Below are 16,508 nucleotides of genomic sequence, written 5' to 3'. Positions count from 1 at the left end.
GGGGAAAAGTTTAACCCAGGTTTTCAAGCAATGTAATCACATGCGGTGCAATGGCTCGAAGCGATTTTCCCCGATGACTGATTGCATCCTTGGTTTCTGCGCTCATTTGCGCACTCGACTGCGCGAAACCATGGGGTAAAAATATGGGGTCATACCCGAATCCAAATTCACCCACTGGTGCACGCAAAATTGAGCCGTGGAACTCTGCCTCTTCAGAGTGGCTTCTGCCATCAGGCAGATAGAGGGCAGCGACGCAGGTGAAGTGCGCTCCTCTTTCCTCATCCGGAACATCTCGCATTTGTTCTAGAACTCTTCTCGTATTCGCCGCATCATCACCATGAGAACCTGCCCATCGCGCAGAGAAAATTCCTGGGTCACCATTTAAGTGATCAACACAGAGTCCACTGTCATCGGCTATTGCAGGAAGCCCTGTTGCTATCGACATTTCTCGAGCCTTCTTGAGCGCATTTTCCTCGAAAGTTACGCCGTCTTCAATGACATCGGCAAGATCTGGAAATTGATCAAGGCCGACAAGGTTGATTGCCCCGGGTGCAATAGCCTCAAGAATTCTGCGAAACTCTTCAATCTTTCCGCTGTTGCGAGTGGCAAGTAATAACGTGTGTGGCATTTAGCGAGCGAGTGCTTGTTTCTGCAATTTGGTGAGTTCGGCGCACCCAGCTACAGCAAGATTGAGTAAAGAGTCAAGCAGTGCACGATCAAATGGTGCCCCTTCTGCAGTGCCCTGGACTTCGATAAATCTTCCATCACCGGCGCACACAACATTCATATCTGTCTCTGCCCGCACATCTTCTTCATAACAGATATCAAGCATCGGAACGCCATCGACAATTCCAACGCTGACCGCAGCTACTGAGTCCGCAAGTGGTTTTGCACTTGCCTTTACATGACCTTCTTTTTGAGCCCATGCAATTGCATCTGCCAGTGCAACATATGCACCAGTGATTGCAGCTGTGCGAGTTCCGCCATCGGCTTGCAGCACATCACAATCGATAACGATTGTGTTTTCGCCAAGCTCTTTCATATCAACAATTCCACGCAATGAGCGGCCAACTAGGCGCGAAATCTCTTGTGTGCGACCCCCTAGTTTTCCTTTCACGCTCTCACGATCAGAGCGTGTATGCGTAGCTCTAGGCAGCATTGAATACTCAGAGGTGACCCATCCGTTACCTGAATCTTTTAACCAGCGAGGAACGCCCGGAGTGAAAGATGCAACGCAGAGCACGCGAGTCTTTCCGAATTCAACAAGTACTGAACCTTCGGCGTGATCCAACCAGCCACGAGTAATCTTGATATCGCGGAGTTGATCTACTGTGCGTCCATCGTTGCGTGCCATTACATTCCTCGTTCTCTATTAGTTCTGCGGATAAAGCTAGAATTAAAATTTATTGCTCACAAATCTTGGTGCTGCACCGAACCAACTTCTGGCCCTAGGAAGCGTCGTGCAAGTAATTCAAATGCTTGGGCATCTCCTGTGGCTAGGAACTTATGAGTGGATGGGCTCTCAGAACCGCCCCGTAGCAAATTATTCTCTACCAATACTCGGTATAGATCCTTTGCAGTTTCTTCGGCACTTGAAACGAGGGAAACATCGTTACCCATAACATATGAAATGACGCCAGTAAGAAGTGGGTAGTGGGTGCAACCTAAGACTAATGTGTCGATGTCGGCATCAATCATTGGCTTGAGATACTCACGAGCAATTTTTGTGATTGCTTCTCCAGAGGTTTCACCGCGCTCTACAAACTCCACAAAGAGCGGGCAAGCAATAGATTCAATTCTTAATTGCGGAGCAGCGGCAAAGGCATCGAGATATGCCCTTGATTCAATTGTTGCTCGAGTTCCAATAACTCCAACTCGACCTGATCGTGTTGCAGCAACGGCTCGACGAACAGCCGGTTGAATTACCTCAATAACTGGTATCGAATATCGCTCTCTTGCATCGCGCAACATGGCAGCACTTGCGGTATTGCATGCAATAACGAGGGCTTTGACTCCTTGTTCAACGAGGAAATCTAGAGTTTCTAGAGCGAAGTCGCGAACTTCTGCCAGAGGCCTAGGACCATATGGTCCGCGCGCTGTGTCACCTATATATAAAGTGGATTCATTGGGTAATTGATCAAGAATTGCTCTAGCAACCGTTAAACCGCCAACACCAGAATCGAGGATACCGATTGGCGCAGAACTCATGGGATGAGTCTAACGGCGAGAACGGATTAAGCCCAAAGAGTGCCGTCGAGTCCCTCGGTTGCGGATTCGACCTGTGAGCCGTAAATGCCGGTCGATAAGTATTTCCAGCCAGCATCGCAGACGATAAATGCAATATCGGCATCACGCTTTGCAGCGATTGCTTCTTGGCCCATAGCAATAGCTGCATGCAATATCGCACCCGTTGAAATACCAGCAAAAATTCCTTCGACTTCCAAGAGTTCGCGAACGCGCCTCACGGAATCTTCGGCGCCTACTGAGAATCGTCGAGTGAGAATTGATGCATCATAAAGCTCAGGGACAAAGCCTTCATCAATATTGCGAAGTCCATAGACCAATTCACCATATCGAGGTTCGGCGGCAATAATTTGCACGTCAGGGTTCTTCTCGCGCAAGTAACGCCCTGCTCCCATAAGTGTTCCCGTTGTTCCAAGGCCGGCAACAAAGTGTGTAATAGTTGGTAAATCTCTAAACAGTTCAGGTCCGGTGCCGTTATAGTGCGCCGCGGTATTTGCAGGGTTGCCATATTGATAGAGGAAAACGTAATCAGGATTCTTTGCCGCAATTTCTTTAGCAACGCGCACAGCTTCATTAGAACCACCAGCTGCTGGTGAAGAAATGATTTCAGAGCCCCACATCTCCAGTAACTGCCTGCGTTCTGGGCTGGTGTTCTCTGGCATCACGCAAATCAATTTATATCCACGAACTTTGGCAGCCATTGCAAGTGAGATTCCCGTGTTACCACTAGTTGGTTCAAGGATTGTTGCGCCGGGTTTTAAGAGACCATCACGTTCTGCAGCTTCAATCATTGATATAGCTGTGCGATCTTTAATTGAACCAGTGGGGTTTCGGTCTTCCATCTTTGCCCACAAACGAACATTTGGTGCTGGAGAAAGACGAGGTAAACCGATAAGAGGTGTGTTTCCTACCGATGATTCGAGTGAGTCATATCGTGCCAAATTTAGCCACCAGCGACAGCAGGCAAAATTGTGATGGAGTCTCCATCCTTAACCGGAGCCTCGAGTCCACCTAAGAAACGTACATCTTCATCATTGATATAAATATTGATGAAGCGACGTAGTGCGCCATCTTCTAGTAGTCGCTCACCCATTCCTGCAAAGTTTGCATCAAGGTCGCTAATAATGAGAGCAAGGGTTACGCCTTGAGCCTCTACTGTTTTCTGATCTTTTGTATAGGGGCGCAATATCGTTGGGATGCGAACTTCAATAGCCATGGCGTAATTATGTCGAAAAATCGGCGCTATCTCTAATCGAGAATTCCTACTCGAGAATGGTGACCGGCTCTTCGGTCACTACCCCATCAATGATGCGATATGAACGGAATTCTGGAGTTGTTGCAATCTCTTTGCGGGTAGAAACCAATACGTAGTGTGCACCCGGTTCGCCGGCGTAGGCGATATCGGTTCGAGAGGGATAAGCCTCTGTCTCTGTATGCGAATGATAGATAACAACAATCTCTTCATCATTCTCATCGACCTCGCGGTAAAGTGCTAAAAGATCTTTTGGATCAAACTCATAAAAAGTAGGCGAATGTGCTGCATTGATCATTGGCTTATGCCGAATAGCTTTATCTGAACCCACTGGCCCCAAGATCACGCCACAGCATTCATCTGGATATTCAACGCGTGATTGTTCAAGAATCGCATCAACTAATGTGCGAGAGATTTCTAGAGTCATGTGTGTATCTTACAAGAAGTCATCTTAAGAATTCTCAGGTTGCGATTTCGAATCTGCATCATCAATCAGGGCTGAGAGAAGACTTTCTTGTAACCAACCTAGCCAGGTGTAGACAGCATAGACACCTCGAAGCGGATCATCGGGTGCGAGAATTTCAAGATGTTCATTGGAATTACTCTCCACCTTAAGGCGCACACCCAGTGCCAATCGAATATCGTTTATCGCGCCAAGCCAGGCATTGGCATTGTCGTGATCTAAATCAATAGTGCCATCCTCTGATGATTTTAAATGTATGCGCATCACAACTGCATGTGCCTGCTTCTTGGCGCGAAGAGTTGATTCGGTATATCTGCGAAATTCAGATGAATCGACAGAATCGGCATATGCATTAGGCAAGAGACGGTGCAGCACGTCATCTTCGGGTGGAGAATCATGGGATGTAATTCCAACCATTGCAGCCAGTGGATCATCATTTCCATGGTCTGTACGCTCTGCTAAAAGTTCAATTATTTGTTCACATAAATTCAGGAGCACTTCTTTCTCACTGTCAGCAAATTGTGCAACGTATGAATGATCCCCGTGGCGCTTAAAACCTTCCGTAGCGGTCACAGCTGATCACCGCGTTGCAATGTGGCCCACAATCCATATTCATGTAGGCGCGCGACATCATGTTCCATCTCTTCTCGACTTCCTGTGGAAACAATAGCTTTGCCTTCATTATGAACTTGCAGCATTAACTCAGTGGCGCGAGCTTTGGAATAGTTGAAAAGTTCCATAAACACATAGGTGACATAGGTCTGCAAGTTAACTGGGTCATCCCAAACAATGGTGACCCATGGCGTATCACTAGAAAAGATTGCGCGAATCTCTTCCTCGACCTTATCTGCCGTTTTCACCATCACCGGATAATGATATTAAATGTTTGACTTGTTAAGGCAGCCCAATTTGCATCTTCGCTCACAGCGGTTCGCAAGGTATACACGCCACGATTTTGTGGTGCGACCGTGATGACAAAGTTACCTTGAGCATCAGTGAGTACAGTTTCAGTAATAGATTGCCACTCTTTCCCGGTTAGTTTCTCGAGGGTCACCATGGCATCAGCGCTGCGAGGAAGCACATTGCCACTAATCTGGAATTGTGTTCCAGACTTAGCAGTCGTTGGGGCGCTCAGATTTATCTGTCTACTGATGGTGATTGGGATCTCAACTGAAAGACCTTCACTCCTATCCCACGTTGCATCTGAATAAACACGGATTAACGTTGATTTGCCGAGAATCAATGACTTTTCAAAGTTGCCTTCCGCATCTGTGATTGCATTTGCCAAGGTGCGCCAGGTGCTTTCACCCACAGACTTTCCTTCGACTCGGACAGCAAGATTGGCAATAGGCGACTTATCTTTAATGCTCAATTGTCCAGTAATTGTGAATGGCGTTCCATAGCTCATCTCACTCTTATCAACTGATGTCACAACGTTGACTTGATCTGGAGCGATTGATTTTGCAACTGTTCGAATAGCTTCCATTGCGAGTGGCTCTTCCATGCCAAATGTCCACGCTGTTATTCCACCTATGCGGTATTTGGTAACAAGTGCGGCTCGAAGCGCCCAACTGCGATTGTCTTGATACCACGCTGTGCGCGATGCTGTGCAAGTTGTCGCGAGCCCGCCGGCTGTGGTTCCGTTATAAACTTTTTGATAAGTAAAAGTGACCTCACCAAACTGCTCGTTATAGGTTGGTGTTGCCCCATAAGTAGCTGCAAGTGATTGCGCATCACGCATCACGAATGTTGCAGCTTTCGCTCCCACCTTTACTGAATTAGCAACGTTTGCTGGGCATACTCCCGAAACAGCCGTTACCCAGTCTCGCCCATAGCCAGGGACGCCCACAAACACCTTCGATGCGGGCATGATTGAAATCGCATATTGCACTGTTCGTTCAGCCCACGTAATTGGTCCCTGTGGACCAACTCTTGCTGGCGAATAGTCGTATGTCATGATGCGCAATTTGTCGATTGAATCCGCGATTGCAGCCCAGGCGTATACGTAATAACCCTTCTGCTTATCTGCAGGATTTAACACATAAGGAGTAGTTACCGAGAGAAGCTTCTCTTCCGCATGCAGTGCAACGCTTAACTCTTTGACAAATGCGGTCCATAGCGGAGCAGTGGCCTTCCAGGTTGTGTTTTTATCAACAAATGCGAATCCTTCAAAATCAAGATCAATTCCATCGTAGTTATTGACACGCACTAGATTCACAATTGCATTGACTACTTGTGTGCGAGATGTCGGGCTCTTAAGTAATCCTGCGAGAACACCTTCACTGGTTCCATCGGTAATCGTAGGAATAATCTGAAGATTGGCATTGCGAAGTGCGGTCAGGGGAACCGAAATCGGGACACTTGGATTTGCCGGTGCGTAAAGGTCGGTAATTTCGGGGGCCTTAGTCTTCCCGTTGTATTTAAGTGTGTACCAGAAGGGCATTACCTCTTTAATGAGATCTACATTGTTGAGCACATCTGGAAGCGCTGTTTTCATTGAGTAATAAGGGATCCATCCGGTAAGAATCTTGCGTGGCACATTCTCTTGGGCGTGTGTAGTAGGCAGAAAAGGGGTGCTGGCAAGAAGTGAGAATAAAAGAGTAAATATGAGACCCACGCGCGAAAACTTCTTCATGCCGATTTTCCAAATATAGATTTAAAGCGAGTCATCAATCGCCCACCGTATTCACGGTCGACCGACCAGATGTTCAGAAGCAGAGCTGCCAGTGAAATTATCTTCAGCAACATAGGGATTGGGCTGATGATAAAGATGAAGGAAAAAACAGAACCCAAAGCGCTGACAAAGGCCATCAAAGCTCGACGCAGAATCTTTGCCACCAGATTGCTAGTCAGCGATCGCGCTTTTCGGCTTGAGAGGAGAATTGAAATAGGTGCACTGAATAAAACTACGGAAACTAAGACAGAGACAAGTAGGACAAGTGATTCCATATCTACCTCCCCCATGTTGAATCGGTTGCCGCAAAGAGTGCCATATCTATCTGCCCGCGATCCTCGCGGGTGACTTTCTTGCGCATGATTCCTTCTTTTTCATAGCCTGCGCTAATTAACAACTTCTGAGATGCGTGGTTATCAACATCAACCAGTGCTTCAATCCGCTTGAATCCAATTTCACGTAATCCAAGTTCGGTAATCATTTGTGTGGCGGTAGTGCCTATTCCCTTGCTGCGCTGAGTGGAATCAATCCAGTAACCAATCTCAGCTGTGTGGTTTCGAATATTGACCGAATGAAGTGAGATCTCTCCAGCAAATTTCTTATCAGCACCATTTCCGTAATCAATAATGAATAACATTTCGCGGCGCTCTGCAAAAGCAAAGGGAACATTGCGCACAAATTCGATTGCGTGATCAATCGTGTAGTTCGAAGGCACTGTCGTAAATGCTGGAATGAGCGGGTCCTGGCAGGCCTTAAAAATCGCATCAACATCTTCCTCAGTGCTTGGACGAAGGGTAATCAGTCCATGCGAAAGAGTTGGTATCTGCGCCGGCCACCAAATCATTACTCAATCTTATGGCAGAGGTAAGTCAATCAGGGTAAGTACGCTTGAAGTGTTAGCCAATCAATTCAGAATCGCGGTGACGACTCTGGTCGTGGGTGCAACTTAAATTAGATGGTAGCGCTGCACAGTTATCGCAGAGCAAAATCAACTGATGACAAGATGCTGTGTTGCAGTTTCGAAAATCCTTGGTTGGAGCTTTGCACTTATCGCATTCTCCGATGACTTTTGCCTTATCTGAAAAATCCATAGAGATGCGATCATCAAAAATATAGAGCGAACCTTCCCAAGAGGCCTCATCGCCGAAGCGATCGCCATACTTCACAATGCCACCATCTATTTGATAGACCTCGTTAAATCCTCGGTTTTTCATGACAACAGAGAGAATTTCGCATCGGATGCCACCAGTACAGTAAGTAACAACCGGCTTATCTTTTAAATAATCGTATTTTCCGCTTTCAATTTCCTTGACGAAGTCGCGGGAAGACTCAACATCTGGAACAACTGCATTTTTGAACTTGCCAATTTTTGCTTCATACGCATTTCTTCCATCAAAGAAGACAACTTCATCGCCGCGCTCTTTGACAAGTTCTTCTACCTGTTCTGGACGAAGATGAACTCCGCCGCCAATGACACCATTTTCGTCAACTTTTATTTCATCAGGGTTCCCAAAAGCCACGAGTTCATCCTTGACGACCACCCGAAGCCGAGGGAACTCATTTCCAGTTCCATCTGACCACTTAAAAGTGATGTTTTTGAAACCTTGGTAGCGACGGGTTTCGCGCACATACTTCTTCACATCGGCCATCTCACCGCCAACAGTTCCGTTAATTCCATGAGGAGAAATCAAGATGCGACCCTTGAGATTTAAAGACTCGCAGAGTTGTTTCTGCCATAGACGCATCGCCTCGGGATCTGCAACAGGGGTGAAGCCGTAATACAGAACCACTTTGTTGAGCTTCGGTGCATGCTTATTCACGACCATATTCTAGACCGCTTACAGGGCTCATCGATTTTCGCTCTGACTTACGCATCCACGCCACAAAAAAATGGCGGAGTTGCATGTAGTTGAAAGTTCAACTACATTTGGCTCATCTCAAAGGAGCACCAATGCCGGCAGTAACCGTTAGCGATATAACAATTCTTCCTCGCATCAGCGATGCATCACATTTGCGTGCGCGAGGTATCAAGAGCATTACAACTGCACCGCAAGGATTTGAGGGTGAAGGTTTTCCTGTTCGACGTGCATTTGCCGGTGTTGATCTTGCGGAGTTAGATCCCTTCATTCATTTAGATCAAATGGGAGAAGTTGAATACGCGCCAGGTGAACCAAAAGGTACTCCGTGGCATCCACACCGTGGTTTTGAAACTGTCACATACATTATTGACGGCATCTTCGATCATAAAGATTCCAATGGTGGCGGCGGATCGATTACAGATGGCGACACACAATGGATGACAGCTGGTGGTGGAATTCTTCACATCGAAACTCCACCAGAACATTTAGTGGTCTCTGGCGGTTTATTTCATGGCTTCCAACTCTGGGTAAATCTTCCTGCTGTGAAGAAGTGGTCGCCTCCTGCATACCAAGATGTGCGAGCAAAAGATGTCGCACTTCTAACATCAACTGATGGTGCATCACTTATTCGAATTATTGCTGGTGAACTCGATGGTCACGTTGGGCCAGGATCAACCCAGACTCCGATTACTCTCATTCACGCAACCGTTGCACCTGGTGCCGAACTTAGACTTCCTTGGCGCAAGGATTACAACGCACTTGTTTACTCAATGTCAGGTCAGGGTTTTGTCGGAGATGAACAGCGTCCAATTTCAATGGGTCAACTCACCGTCTTCGGTGACGGTGATTGCATTGTTGTTCGCGCTGCAAACCAGCAAGAGTCGCGTTCTCCAAACTTGGAGCTCTTCATTCTTGGCGGGCAACCGATTAAAGAACCTGTTGCCTGGATGGGTCCCTTTGTGATGAATACAAAGAGTGAAGTTCTGCAAGCCTTTGAAGATTTTCAGAAGGGCCTTCTTGGCTCAATTCCAGCGATATACAAGGACGATGCCAAGCGTCCGATGAACCGCACCAAGATTTTGGATGTGCACAACGCTCCAACTGACCTACAAGAAAGCTAGCCCTTATAGCGCTTTCAGTGCTGAGACAACTTTAGTCAGCGATGCTTTGGCATCACCGAAGAGAAGCATTGTCTTTGGGTCATAGAGAAGTTCATTTTCGATGCCAGCAAATCCTGGGCGCATAGAGCGCTTCAGGAAGATGATGTTGGCAGCGTGATTTACTTCCAAGATAGGCATTCCGTAGATTGGGCAACCTGGAGTTGTTTGTGCTGCAGGATTCACAACGTCATTTGCTCCAATAACAATGGCGACATCTGTCTGACCAAATGTTGGATTGACTTCATCCATTTCAGCTAATTGATCATAAGGAACATTTGCTTCAGCAAGAAGTACGTTCATATGTCCTGGCATACGACCAGCTACCGGGTGAATTCCATATGCAACATCAATACCTTTTGAAAGCATAAGGTCGGCAAGTTCGCGCACTGTGTGTTGCGCCTGCGCAACGGCAAGTCCGAAGCCAGGAACGATAACTACACGTCGGGCATAATTAAGAAGAATTGCAACGTCATCAGGAGATCCTGAGCGAACTGGACGTTCTTCTGCTGTGCCAGTTGCTGCCTGTGGTTTTGCAGTAAATGCACCGAAGAGAGTTCCAAAGAGTGAGCGTCCCATTGCTTCTGCCATCAAGCGAGTCAGAATTGTTCCTGAAGCACCGACAAGAGTTCCAGCAATAATCAAAAGTGTTGATGAGAGCACATAACCACTTGCTGCAACAGTCAGACCTGTGAATGCGTTGAGCAGTGAGATCACGATAGGTACATCTGCACCACCCACTGGGAGTACAAAGAGCACACCAAAGAGCAATGAGAGCACTGCAAGAACCAGTAGTGGAGTTGTTCCAAGGGCAATTACAACCCAGACGCTGACCCCAAGTACTGCAGCGAGGGTGGCAGCGATAACAAATCTTCCGCCAGGAAATACCACTGGGCGCGTAGTCATAAGTTCTTGTAGCTTCATAAATGTAATGATGGAACCGCTGAAAGATACGCAGCCAACAACGACTGTGAATACAGTGAAGATTACTTCTGCTGTCGTTGCGCTATCGCCAAGATTTAAGTACTCCACGATTGCAACAAGTGCTGCAGCGCCACCGCCCACACCATTAAAGAGTGCGACAAGCTGTGGCATCTGTGTCATCTCGACCTTGCGAGCCGCAGGTACTCCAATAATCAGACCCACTGCGATTGCACCCAAGATCCAACCCAAGTTATGAATTGGCAGAGAGTGCGATTCTGATCCTTCACCGCTTGGGGTGACGTAGAGAAAGACTGAAAGAGTCGCAACTGTTGCACCAAAGGCACCAATTAAGTTACCGCGGCGTGCAGTCTTTGGATGCGAGAGTCCTTTCAGTGCCAAGATAAATGCCACACCGGCAGCGAGACCTACCAAGCTATAGAGAGTGCTACTCACTTCTGGTCTCCCTTCTTGGGCTTGAACATCTCAAGCATGCGATCGGTAACTACAAAGCCACCAACCATATTGATTGTTGCTAAAACAATTGCGGCCAATGAGAGTCCAAGCTCTAGGTTATTTTCACTGTGATCTGCAACGATGATTGCACCGACAAGGATGACACCATGAATTGCATTAGCGCCAGACATCAGGGGCGTGTGTAGCGTTGATGAAACCTTTGAAACAACTTCAAACCCCACGAATACTGCAAGGGTGAAGATTGAGATAACGGCAATTGCATCCATTAGTTGCTGCCTCCTTTTTCACTAGCTCCAGGTGTGTGCTTGGCACCTGCATGTGTAAGTGCGGCTTTATCAATAATTTCATCTGTGAAGTCAATATTTAGCGCTACCTTCTCGCCATCCTTTGCAGCACTTGTCATCAAGGTAAGTAGATTGACCACGTTACGTGAATACAGACTTGAAGCATGGAACGGCAACTGGCTCGGCACATCTTTACCGCCCCAAATCTGAACACCCTTGGCTGTAGTGACAATCTCTCCCGGTTTTGAACCTTCAGCATTTCCACCAGTTTCAGCAGCGAGATCAACGATGATTGTTCCTGCCTCCATCGCATCAATCATGGCTGCAGTCATCAAACGCGGTGCTGCTCGTCCTGGAACTGCAGCAGTTGTAATAACAAGATGCGATTTGGCAATATATGGAGTTAAGAGTTCGCGTTGCTTTGCTGCACGCTCTTCCGTCATTTCACGTGCATAACCACCAGCACCTTCAAGTGCCTCAAGTTCCAAATCAATAAATGTTGCGCCCATTGATTTCACTTCATCAGCAGAAGATGGGCGAACATCGTAGGCAGATACAACGGCGCCAAGTCGGCGAGCGGTTGCAATTGCCTGTAGTCCTGCCACACCAGCACCCAGAACAAGTACTTGCGCGGGAGTTACAGTTCCTGCGGCGGTCATGAGCATTGGGAAAAAGCGCGGCGAAAGTTCTGCGCCAACGAGTGCGGCTCGATAACCAGCACAGAGTGCCTGAGATGTCAGCGCATCCATTGACTGTGCACGTGAAATACGTGGGACTAGTTCAAGTGAGAAAGCTGTAACACCCGCTGTGACCGCTGCATCGATTGAATCTATGGCAGTTACTGGAGATAAGAAAGAGATGGTGACTGCGCCCTTTTTTAAGGACGAGATCTGTGCTGGGGTTAGTGAAGTAACGCAGAGAACTACGTCGGCATCACTAATGACATTGCCACTTTTGATTGTTGCCCCTGCTGCGATGAACAGCTCATCTGTAGCTTGAGCATGAACACCCGCTCCAGATTCAATGACAACTTCATAACCTAATTTGGTTAATTTGTTGATGATGTCTGGGACTAGCGCTACGCGCTTCTCGCCATCTCTAATTTCTCTCGGGACTGCAACTCTCATGGGGGAAAAGATACATGTATCTCAGAGCAACAGCCACTCAAAAGAATACGAAATCCTGGTTAATTGCCCTTAATTTCACCACGAGTTAAGTGATAGAGCAGTGCCTGGATGGTTGTGCGACGATGAAATGCTTCACGCCAGATTACAGACTTCGGCCCATCAATAACAGAACCTGCAACTTCTTCTCCACGATGAGCTGGAAGACAATGCATAAAAATTGAATCTTTTTCTGTCAGCGACATTAATTCTTTTGTAATTGCAAATGGTTCAAGAGCCTTTGTTTTTTTAGCGCGTTCAGCTTCCGGATCACCCATCGACATCCATACATCTGTATAGAGAACTGATGCACCTCTCGCTGCAGATTCAGGATCGTTTGTTACCTCAATCGTGGCCCCGCTCTTTGCCGCAATCTCTTTAGCCTTTGTAACGACCGCTGCATCAGGTGCCCATTCGCCATCTGGCGTCGCTGTCACAACGTGTGCCCCCATGATTGCGCCCATAATCAACCATGCGTGACTCATGTTATTTCCATCACCAAGATAAACAAATTTGCGGCCTGTTATGTCAGCGCCAAAATTTTCCCGAATTGTTAACCAATCAGCGAGTAACTGTGTTGGGTGGTCGTCATCGCTTAAACCGTTAATCACTGGAATGCTGGCATGTGCACCAAGTTCATCGATATCTGATTGTGCAAAGGTTCGAACTATCAGCGCATCGCAATATCCACTAATAATCTTGGCGGTATCCGCAATTGTTTCCCCGCGGCCAAGTTGTAGTTCATCACCGCGAATAAAGATTGGTGTTCCACCTAAATGTGCCACGGCCGTTTCAGATGCTAAGCGAGTACGGGTTGAGGGCTTAGTCATATAAATCGCAACGCTCTTGTTGTGGAGCGCGGTGTGGGAGCGAAGTGGGCTCTGCGCGAAATCTGCAGCAGTGTCGAGGAGTAATTCGACATCAGCACGCGATAAATGCTCGGTGCGCAGTAAGTCTTTCATCGGCAAAATTCTACCGGAAGGCGAGATGGCTATGTGGCTAGTTTTTGTTAGATACTACGCGCATGCCACTTTTCGGTCGCGGTACTCCTTCCCTTGAGAGCGATACCGACACCCTCACGCGCCCAGTTGAACAAGAAGATGATGGCGGCCATGATCGATTTGCACATTACATAAAGAAAGAAAAAATTGTTGAATCAGCAATGACCGGCAAATCTGTGAGAGCGCTATGCGGTAAGAAATGGGTTCCTTCTCGCGATCCGCAGAAATATCCTGTCTGTCCAATCTGCAAAGAAATTTTTGAAGGTCTAAAACCTGGCTCCGAAGATGGAGACAAGTAGTACTGAGCATTACTGGTGGAGGTGCCGGGAATCGAACCCGGGTCCTTCAGAATTAAAACAGGGCTTCTACGGGCGTAGTGCGTTTATCGTTTTCTCAGTTCTGAATCTCTTACACACAAGTATTCAACGAACTCATTTGCGAAACTGTTCTCTCGAGATATTCGCAACGCTATCTCGATGAAGAGCTCTCTAGCGACGCCAGATTCCGGGACGAGAGCGCGCCCGGGCTGACGGATTCGGAACTAGCTTATGCAGCTAGGGCGAAATCACTGCGACTGTTGTCTGCAGTTATTTTTGCACAGGTTTCATGGTTTACGAGATCATCCCGGCTTCCTCGGCCCGCTTCCCCTGCCTCAACAACTAAAGTCGAGACCGTTCACCCCCAAGTTGAAATGGGGAATTACGTGGAAAACGTAATTCACACTATGTAGTTGTATTTCCTATTTTTTCGACAATTCACCCGTTGATTTCCGTGAGGAAAGATTTTGTGTGAATGAGTTATTTGGCGAGGTATGGAGCGGCATTCTTGTCTGCCAAACTCGATCGAGCCAAACGGTATGACATAAGTATAGAGAGTGTTTCGACTTCTTCAAAATGCCCGCTTGGGGGCATTGATTAACTGTCTTTGCCAGATTGGCGGCGGGACAGTTCGCGATTGACCTCGCGCGTAGCTTGCTGTTCCATCAGAGTTGATCGCTTGTCATGAGCCTTCTTGCCCTTTGCAATAGCAACTTCAACCTTGGCTTTTCCATCCTTAAAGTAAAGCTGCAATGGCACCAGTGTGATTCCTGAGTCTTTGGTGCGGGCAGCAATCTTGCGAATTTCAATCTTATTAACGAGCAGCTTTCGTTTGCGACGCGGGGTGTGATTAGTCCACGTACCTTCTGTGTATTCAGGAATGTGAACACTATGTAGCCAGAGTTCGCCATTTTCAATCATGGCAAAACCATCAATGAGTGAGGCACGCCCAGCACGAAGTGATTTCACTTCAGTACCTGTAAGCACAATCCCGCACTCATAGACATCTTCTATTGCAAAGTCGTGACGAGCCTTTTTGTTCTGTGCAATCAGCTTTCGTCCGAGCTCTTTGACCATAAAATTACACCTTGAGGTATCGGCGCAGTGTTACTACAGATGCAATAGTTGAGACCACGAGGCCTGTGAGAAGTAGCCAACCAGAAGCTAGAGCCACTTCTCCCCATCCAAAGAACTTAGTAAAGGTAAGTAACGGGGCGACTTTAGTTTCGACGACATACTTAAGTGCGGCGAGCAATCCACTGGCAAGCATCCATCCAATAAATGCCGCGAAAACACCTTCCAGTAAGAATGGAAGTTGAATTGACCACGAGGAAGCACCTACAAGTCGCATCACACCAGTTTCACGACGACGATTAAATGCCGCAATTCGAAGAGTGTTGCTAATCAGCAACGCTGCAGTGAGCACTGAAAGAAGGCCGACAATCAATGCACCATTGCGCAGTACGGCAAGGAGTTGGAAGAACTTCTCGAGAATGCTGCGCTGATCTTGCACTACATCAACACCAGGTCGACCGCTAAATGCACTGACGACGACATCGAATTGCGTTGGGTCTTTTAACTTAACGCGGAAGGATTCTGGTAATTGATCGGCAGTAACGTTCTGCGCAATTGCCGAACTCTTAAAACGCTCTTTAAAGCGAGCAAAGGCTTCAGTTTGTGATTCATAGAAGACGCTCTGCACAACTGGCAGAGCCTCTAAATCTGATTTGATTGATGTGCGCTGTTCGGGAGTAACAACTCCACCGCTACATGACGGTGACTCCGAGAGTGATCCGCAGAGAAATACAGATACTTCAATCTTGTCATACCAATAATCTTTCATCGCATTTACTTGTGAATTTGAGAGTAAGCCAATGCCGAGAAGAGAAAGTGAAATTGCAACGGTGACGATGACGGCAAATGTCATTGTGAGGTTACGCCGAAGTCCTATTCGAACTTCACTGAAGAGAAATCCTGCGCGCATTGTTTTCCCCTTATCCTGTGTATCCGTAGACGCCGCGAATTTGATCGCGAATAACATGGCCACCATCAAGTTCAATGACTCGCTTGCGCATCTGATCAACAATTCCAGAATCGTGGGTAGCCATCAATACAGTGGTGCCTTCACGATTAATGCGGTCGAGTAACTTCATAATTCCCACAGAGAGTGCCGGGTCTAGGTTTCCAGTTGGCTCATCCGCGATGATGATTGCAGGGCGTGTGACATAAGCACGAGCAATCGCAACTCGTTGTTGCTCTCCACCTGAGATTTCAGAAGGTAAGCGATCACCCTTATCTTCCAGGCCAACAAGTTCAAGCATCTCCGGAACTTCGCGATTAATCTCCTTCTGCGAATATCCGAGCACATGTAGTGAGAATGCGATGTTCTCTGAAATCGTTTTATTGGGAAGCAGTCTAAAATCCTGAAAAACAGTGCCTAGTTGGCGACGAAGCTCAGGCACTTTATGGTTTGCAAGAGTTCCTAAATCTTTGCCCGCAACGTGTATGACGCCAGATGTTGGGCGCTCTTCGCGCAGAATCAAACGCAAGAATGTTGATTTACCAGAACCTGACATACCTACCAAGAAAACAAATTCACCTTTGGTAATTTCGAGCGTGACATTCTCGAGGGCAGGACGTTCCTGACCCGAGTAAATCTTGGTGACATTCTCAAACTTAATCACTATCTGCTCCTT

Annotated in this window: 21 protein-coding genes and 1 other RNA gene; 2 read left to right on the top strand and 20 right to left on the bottom strand. The window is 47.3% G+C overall.

Annotation, left to right across the window (positions count from 1 at the left end):
- Positions 1 to 10: 10 nt before the first annotated feature.
- From rdgB to trhO, 12 genes are read right to left on the bottom strand one after another with little or no spacing between them, the layout of a single operon-like run.
- Positions 11 to 628, bottom strand: coding sequence for an RdgB/HAM1 family non-canonical purine NTP pyrophosphatase (gene rdgB / locus A1sIIB142_RS01065; protein WP_095693323.1), 618 nt, complete (start codon positions 626 to 628; stop codon positions 11 to 13).
- Positions 629 to 1,354, bottom strand: coding sequence for a ribonuclease PH (gene rph / locus A1sIIB142_RS01060; protein ID WP_095693322.1), 726 nt, complete (start codon positions 1,352 to 1,354; stop codon positions 629 to 631).
- Positions 1,355 to 1,410: 56 nt separating this feature from the next.
- Complete coding sequence (gene murI, locus A1sIIB142_RS01055) at positions 1,411 to 2,208, bottom strand: glutamate racemase (RefSeq protein WP_095693321.1); 798 nt, start codon at positions 2,206 to 2,208, stop codon at positions 1,411 to 1,413.
- Between the two features lie 26 nt (positions 2,209 to 2,234).
- The gene (locus A1sIIB142_RS01050; protein ID WP_095693320.1) at positions 2,235 to 3,185 is read right to left on the bottom strand and encodes a PLP-dependent cysteine synthase family protein; all 951 of its coding nucleotides are present in this window, start codon (positions 3,183 to 3,185) and stop codon (positions 2,235 to 2,237) included.
- A gap of 2 nt (positions 3,186 to 3,187) precedes the next feature.
- A complete protein-coding gene (locus A1sIIB142_RS01045; protein WP_095674406.1) occupies positions 3,188 to 3,460 on the bottom strand; it encodes a MoaD/ThiS family protein in 273 nt (90 codons plus the stop codon).
- Between the two features lie 46 nt (positions 3,461 to 3,506).
- Positions 3,507 to 3,923 carry a M67 family metallopeptidase gene (locus A1sIIB142_RS01040; RefSeq protein ID WP_095693319.1) on the bottom strand — a complete coding sequence of 139 codons (417 nt, stop codon included), beginning with the start codon at positions 3,921 to 3,923 and terminating at the stop codon, positions 3,507 to 3,509.
- 24 nt (positions 3,924 to 3,947) lie between these two features.
- Positions 3,948 to 4,532 (bottom strand): DUF2017 domain-containing protein, encoded by a 585-nt coding sequence (locus tag A1sIIB142_RS01035; protein ID WP_095674404.1) that lies wholly within the window; start codon positions 4,530 to 4,532, stop codon positions 3,948 to 3,950.
- On the bottom strand, positions 4,529 to 4,822 hold the full coding sequence (gene clpS, locus A1sIIB142_RS01030; RefSeq protein WP_095674403.1) for an ATP-dependent Clp protease adapter ClpS: 294 nt from the start codon (positions 4,820 to 4,822) through the stop codon (positions 4,529 to 4,531). The genes A1sIIB142_RS01035 and clpS overlap by 4 nt, the downstream gene beginning before the upstream one ends.
- A complete protein-coding gene (locus tag A1sIIB142_RS01025; protein WP_095693318.1) occupies positions 4,822 to 6,594 on the bottom strand; it encodes a glycosyl hydrolase family 18 protein in 1,773 nt (590 codons plus the stop codon). The genes clpS and A1sIIB142_RS01025 overlap by 1 nt, the downstream gene beginning before the upstream one ends.
- The gene (locus A1sIIB142_RS01020) at positions 6,591 to 6,908 is read right to left on the bottom strand and encodes a hypothetical protein (RefSeq protein ID WP_095693317.1); all 318 of its coding nucleotides are present in this window, start codon (positions 6,906 to 6,908) and stop codon (positions 6,591 to 6,593) included. The genes A1sIIB142_RS01025 and A1sIIB142_RS01020 overlap by 4 nt, the downstream gene beginning before the upstream one ends.
- A gap of 2 nt (positions 6,909 to 6,910) precedes the next feature.
- Entirely contained in the window at positions 6,911 to 7,477 is a 567-nt protein-coding gene (locus A1sIIB142_RS01015; protein WP_095674400.1) for a GNAT family N-acetyltransferase, read from the bottom strand.
- A gap of 52 nt (positions 7,478 to 7,529) precedes the next feature.
- Entirely contained in the window at positions 7,530 to 8,459 is a 930-nt protein-coding gene (gene trhO, locus A1sIIB142_RS01010) for an oxygen-dependent tRNA uridine(34) hydroxylase TrhO (RefSeq protein WP_095693316.1), read from the bottom strand.
- A gap of 125 nt (positions 8,460 to 8,584) precedes the next feature.
- On the opposite strand from trhO, the gene A1sIIB142_RS01005 reads away from it, so the two are divergent.
- Positions 8,585 to 9,613 (top strand): pirin family protein, encoded by a 1,029-nt coding sequence (locus A1sIIB142_RS01005; protein WP_095693315.1) that lies wholly within the window; start codon positions 8,585 to 8,587, stop codon positions 9,611 to 9,613.
- Between the two features lie 3 nt (positions 9,614 to 9,616).
- Here the strand turns inward: A1sIIB142_RS01005 and A1sIIB142_RS01000 are convergent, their stop codons facing one another.
- Genes A1sIIB142_RS01000 through argF form a run of 4 tightly spaced genes read right to left on the bottom strand, consistent with a single transcriptional unit; the run spans position 9,617 to position 13,456 of the window.
- Positions 9,617 to 11,026 (bottom strand): NAD(P)(+) transhydrogenase (Re/Si-specific) subunit beta, encoded by a 1,410-nt coding sequence (locus A1sIIB142_RS01000; RefSeq protein WP_095693314.1) that lies wholly within the window; start codon positions 11,024 to 11,026, stop codon positions 9,617 to 9,619.
- Positions 11,023 to 11,313 carry an NAD(P) transhydrogenase subunit alpha part 2 gene (locus A1sIIB142_RS00995; RefSeq protein WP_095693313.1) on the bottom strand — a complete coding sequence of 97 codons (291 nt, stop codon included), beginning with the start codon at positions 11,311 to 11,313 and terminating at the stop codon, positions 11,023 to 11,025. Before A1sIIB142_RS00995 ends, A1sIIB142_RS01000 begins: the two co-directional genes overlap by 4 nt.
- A complete protein-coding gene (locus tag A1sIIB142_RS00990; RefSeq protein ID WP_095693312.1) occupies positions 11,313 to 12,458 on the bottom strand; it encodes a Re/Si-specific NAD(P)(+) transhydrogenase subunit alpha in 1,146 nt (381 codons plus the stop codon). Before A1sIIB142_RS00990 ends, A1sIIB142_RS00995 begins: the two co-directional genes overlap by 1 nt.
- Before the next feature lie 59 nt (positions 12,459 to 12,517).
- Positions 12,518 to 13,456 carry an ornithine carbamoyltransferase gene (gene argF, locus A1sIIB142_RS00985; protein WP_095693311.1) on the bottom strand — a complete coding sequence of 313 codons (939 nt, stop codon included), beginning with the start codon at positions 13,454 to 13,456 and terminating at the stop codon, positions 12,518 to 12,520.
- A 62-nt stretch (positions 13,457 to 13,518) separates the two neighbouring features.
- On the opposite strand from argF, the gene A1sIIB142_RS00980 reads away from it, so the two are divergent.
- Positions 13,519 to 13,794 (top strand): DUF3039 domain-containing protein, encoded by a 276-nt coding sequence (locus tag A1sIIB142_RS00980; protein WP_095674393.1) that lies wholly within the window; start codon positions 13,519 to 13,521, stop codon positions 13,792 to 13,794.
- 13 nt (positions 13,795 to 13,807) lie between these two features.
- Here the strand turns inward: A1sIIB142_RS00980 and ssrA are convergent.
- From ssrA to ftsE, 4 genes are all read right to left on the bottom strand, one after another.
- Positions 13,808 to 14,178, bottom strand: a transfer-messenger RNA (tmRNA) gene (gene ssrA / locus A1sIIB142_RS00975).
- 231 nt (positions 14,179 to 14,409) lie between these two features.
- Entirely contained in the window at positions 14,410 to 14,889 is a 480-nt protein-coding gene (smpB, locus tag A1sIIB142_RS00970) for an SsrA-binding protein SmpB (RefSeq protein WP_095693310.1), read from the bottom strand.
- Positions 14,890 to 14,893: 4 nt separating this feature from the next.
- Positions 14,894 to 15,796, bottom strand: a complete 903-nt coding sequence (gene ftsX / locus A1sIIB142_RS00965) for a permease-like cell division protein FtsX (protein ID WP_095674390.1) — start codon at positions 15,794 to 15,796, stop codon at positions 14,894 to 14,896.
- A 10-nt stretch (positions 15,797 to 15,806) separates the two neighbouring features.
- A complete protein-coding gene (gene ftsE, locus A1sIIB142_RS00960) occupies positions 15,807 to 16,496 on the bottom strand; it encodes a cell division ATP-binding protein FtsE (protein WP_095693309.1) in 690 nt (229 codons plus the stop codon).
- Positions 16,497 to 16,508: the final 12 nt, after the last annotated feature.

Origin of the sequence: Candidatus Planktophila versatilis, from assembly GCF_002288345.1 — a bacterium.
Taxonomy (GTDB): domain Bacteria; phylum Actinomycetota; class Actinomycetes; order Nanopelagicales; family Nanopelagicaceae; genus Planktophila; species Planktophila versatilis_A.
The sequence above is the reverse complement of the archived record's forward strand: the minus strand, read 5'-3'. Positions and strand labels throughout refer to the sequence as shown.

Bases quoted from the DNA above. Each gene is read 5' to 3' on its own strand.
- trhO (WP_095693316.1), bottom strand. From the start codon at position 8,459: ATGGTCGTGAATAAGCATGCACCGAAGCTCAACAAAGTGGTTCTGTAT.
- A1sIIB142_RS01005 (WP_095693315.1), top strand. From the start codon at position 8,585: ATGCCGGCAGTAACCGTTAGCGATATAACAATTCTTCCTCGCATCAGC.
- A1sIIB142_RS01025 (WP_095693318.1), bottom strand. From the start codon at position 6,594: ATGAAGAAGTTTTCGCGCGTGGGTCTCATATTTACTCTTTTATTCTCA.
- argF (WP_095693311.1), bottom strand. From the start codon at position 13,456: ATGAAAGACTTACTGCGCACCGAGCATTTATCGCGTGCTGATGTCGAA.
- rph (WP_095693322.1), bottom strand. From the start codon at position 1,354: ATGGCACGCAACGATGGACGCACAGTAGATCAACTCCGCGATATCAAG.
- A1sIIB142_RS00980 (WP_095674393.1), top strand. From the start codon at position 13,519: ATGCCACTTTTCGGTCGCGGTACTCCTTCCCTTGAGAGCGATACCGAC.
- rdgB (WP_095693323.1), bottom strand. From the start codon at position 628: ATGCCACACACGTTATTACTTGCCACTCGCAACAGCGGAAAGATTGAA.
- A1sIIB142_RS01015 (WP_095674400.1), bottom strand. From the start codon at position 7,477: ATGATTTGGTGGCCGGCGCAGATACCAACTCTTTCGCATGGACTGATT.
- smpB (WP_095693310.1), bottom strand. From the start codon at position 14,889: ATGGTCAAAGAGCTCGGACGAAAGCTGATTGCACAGAACAAAAAGGCT.
- A1sIIB142_RS00995 (WP_095693313.1), bottom strand. From the start codon at position 11,313: ATGGATGCAATTGCCGTTATCTCAATCTTCACCCTTGCAGTATTCGTG.
- clpS (WP_095674403.1), bottom strand. From the start codon at position 4,822: ATGGTGAAAACGGCAGATAAGGTCGAGGAAGAGATTCGCGCAATCTTT.
- ftsX (WP_095674390.1), bottom strand. From the start codon at position 15,796: ATGCGCGCAGGATTTCTCTTCAGTGAAGTTCGAATAGGACTTCGGCGT.
- murI (WP_095693321.1), bottom strand. From the start codon at position 2,208: ATGAGTTCTGCGCCAATCGGTATCCTCGATTCTGGTGTTGGCGGTTTA.
- A1sIIB142_RS01045 (WP_095674406.1), bottom strand. From the start codon at position 3,460: ATGGCTATTGAAGTTCGCATCCCAACGATATTGCGCCCCTATACAAAA.
- A1sIIB142_RS01040 (WP_095693319.1), bottom strand. From the start codon at position 3,923: ATGACTCTAGAAATCTCTCGCACATTAGTTGATGCGATTCTTGAACAA.
- A1sIIB142_RS00990 (WP_095693312.1), bottom strand. From the start codon at position 12,458: ATGAGAGTTGCAGTCCCGAGAGAAATTAGAGATGGCGAGAAGCGCGTA.
- A1sIIB142_RS01020 (WP_095693317.1), bottom strand. From the start codon at position 6,908: ATGGAATCACTTGTCCTACTTGTCTCTGTCTTAGTTTCCGTAGTTTTA.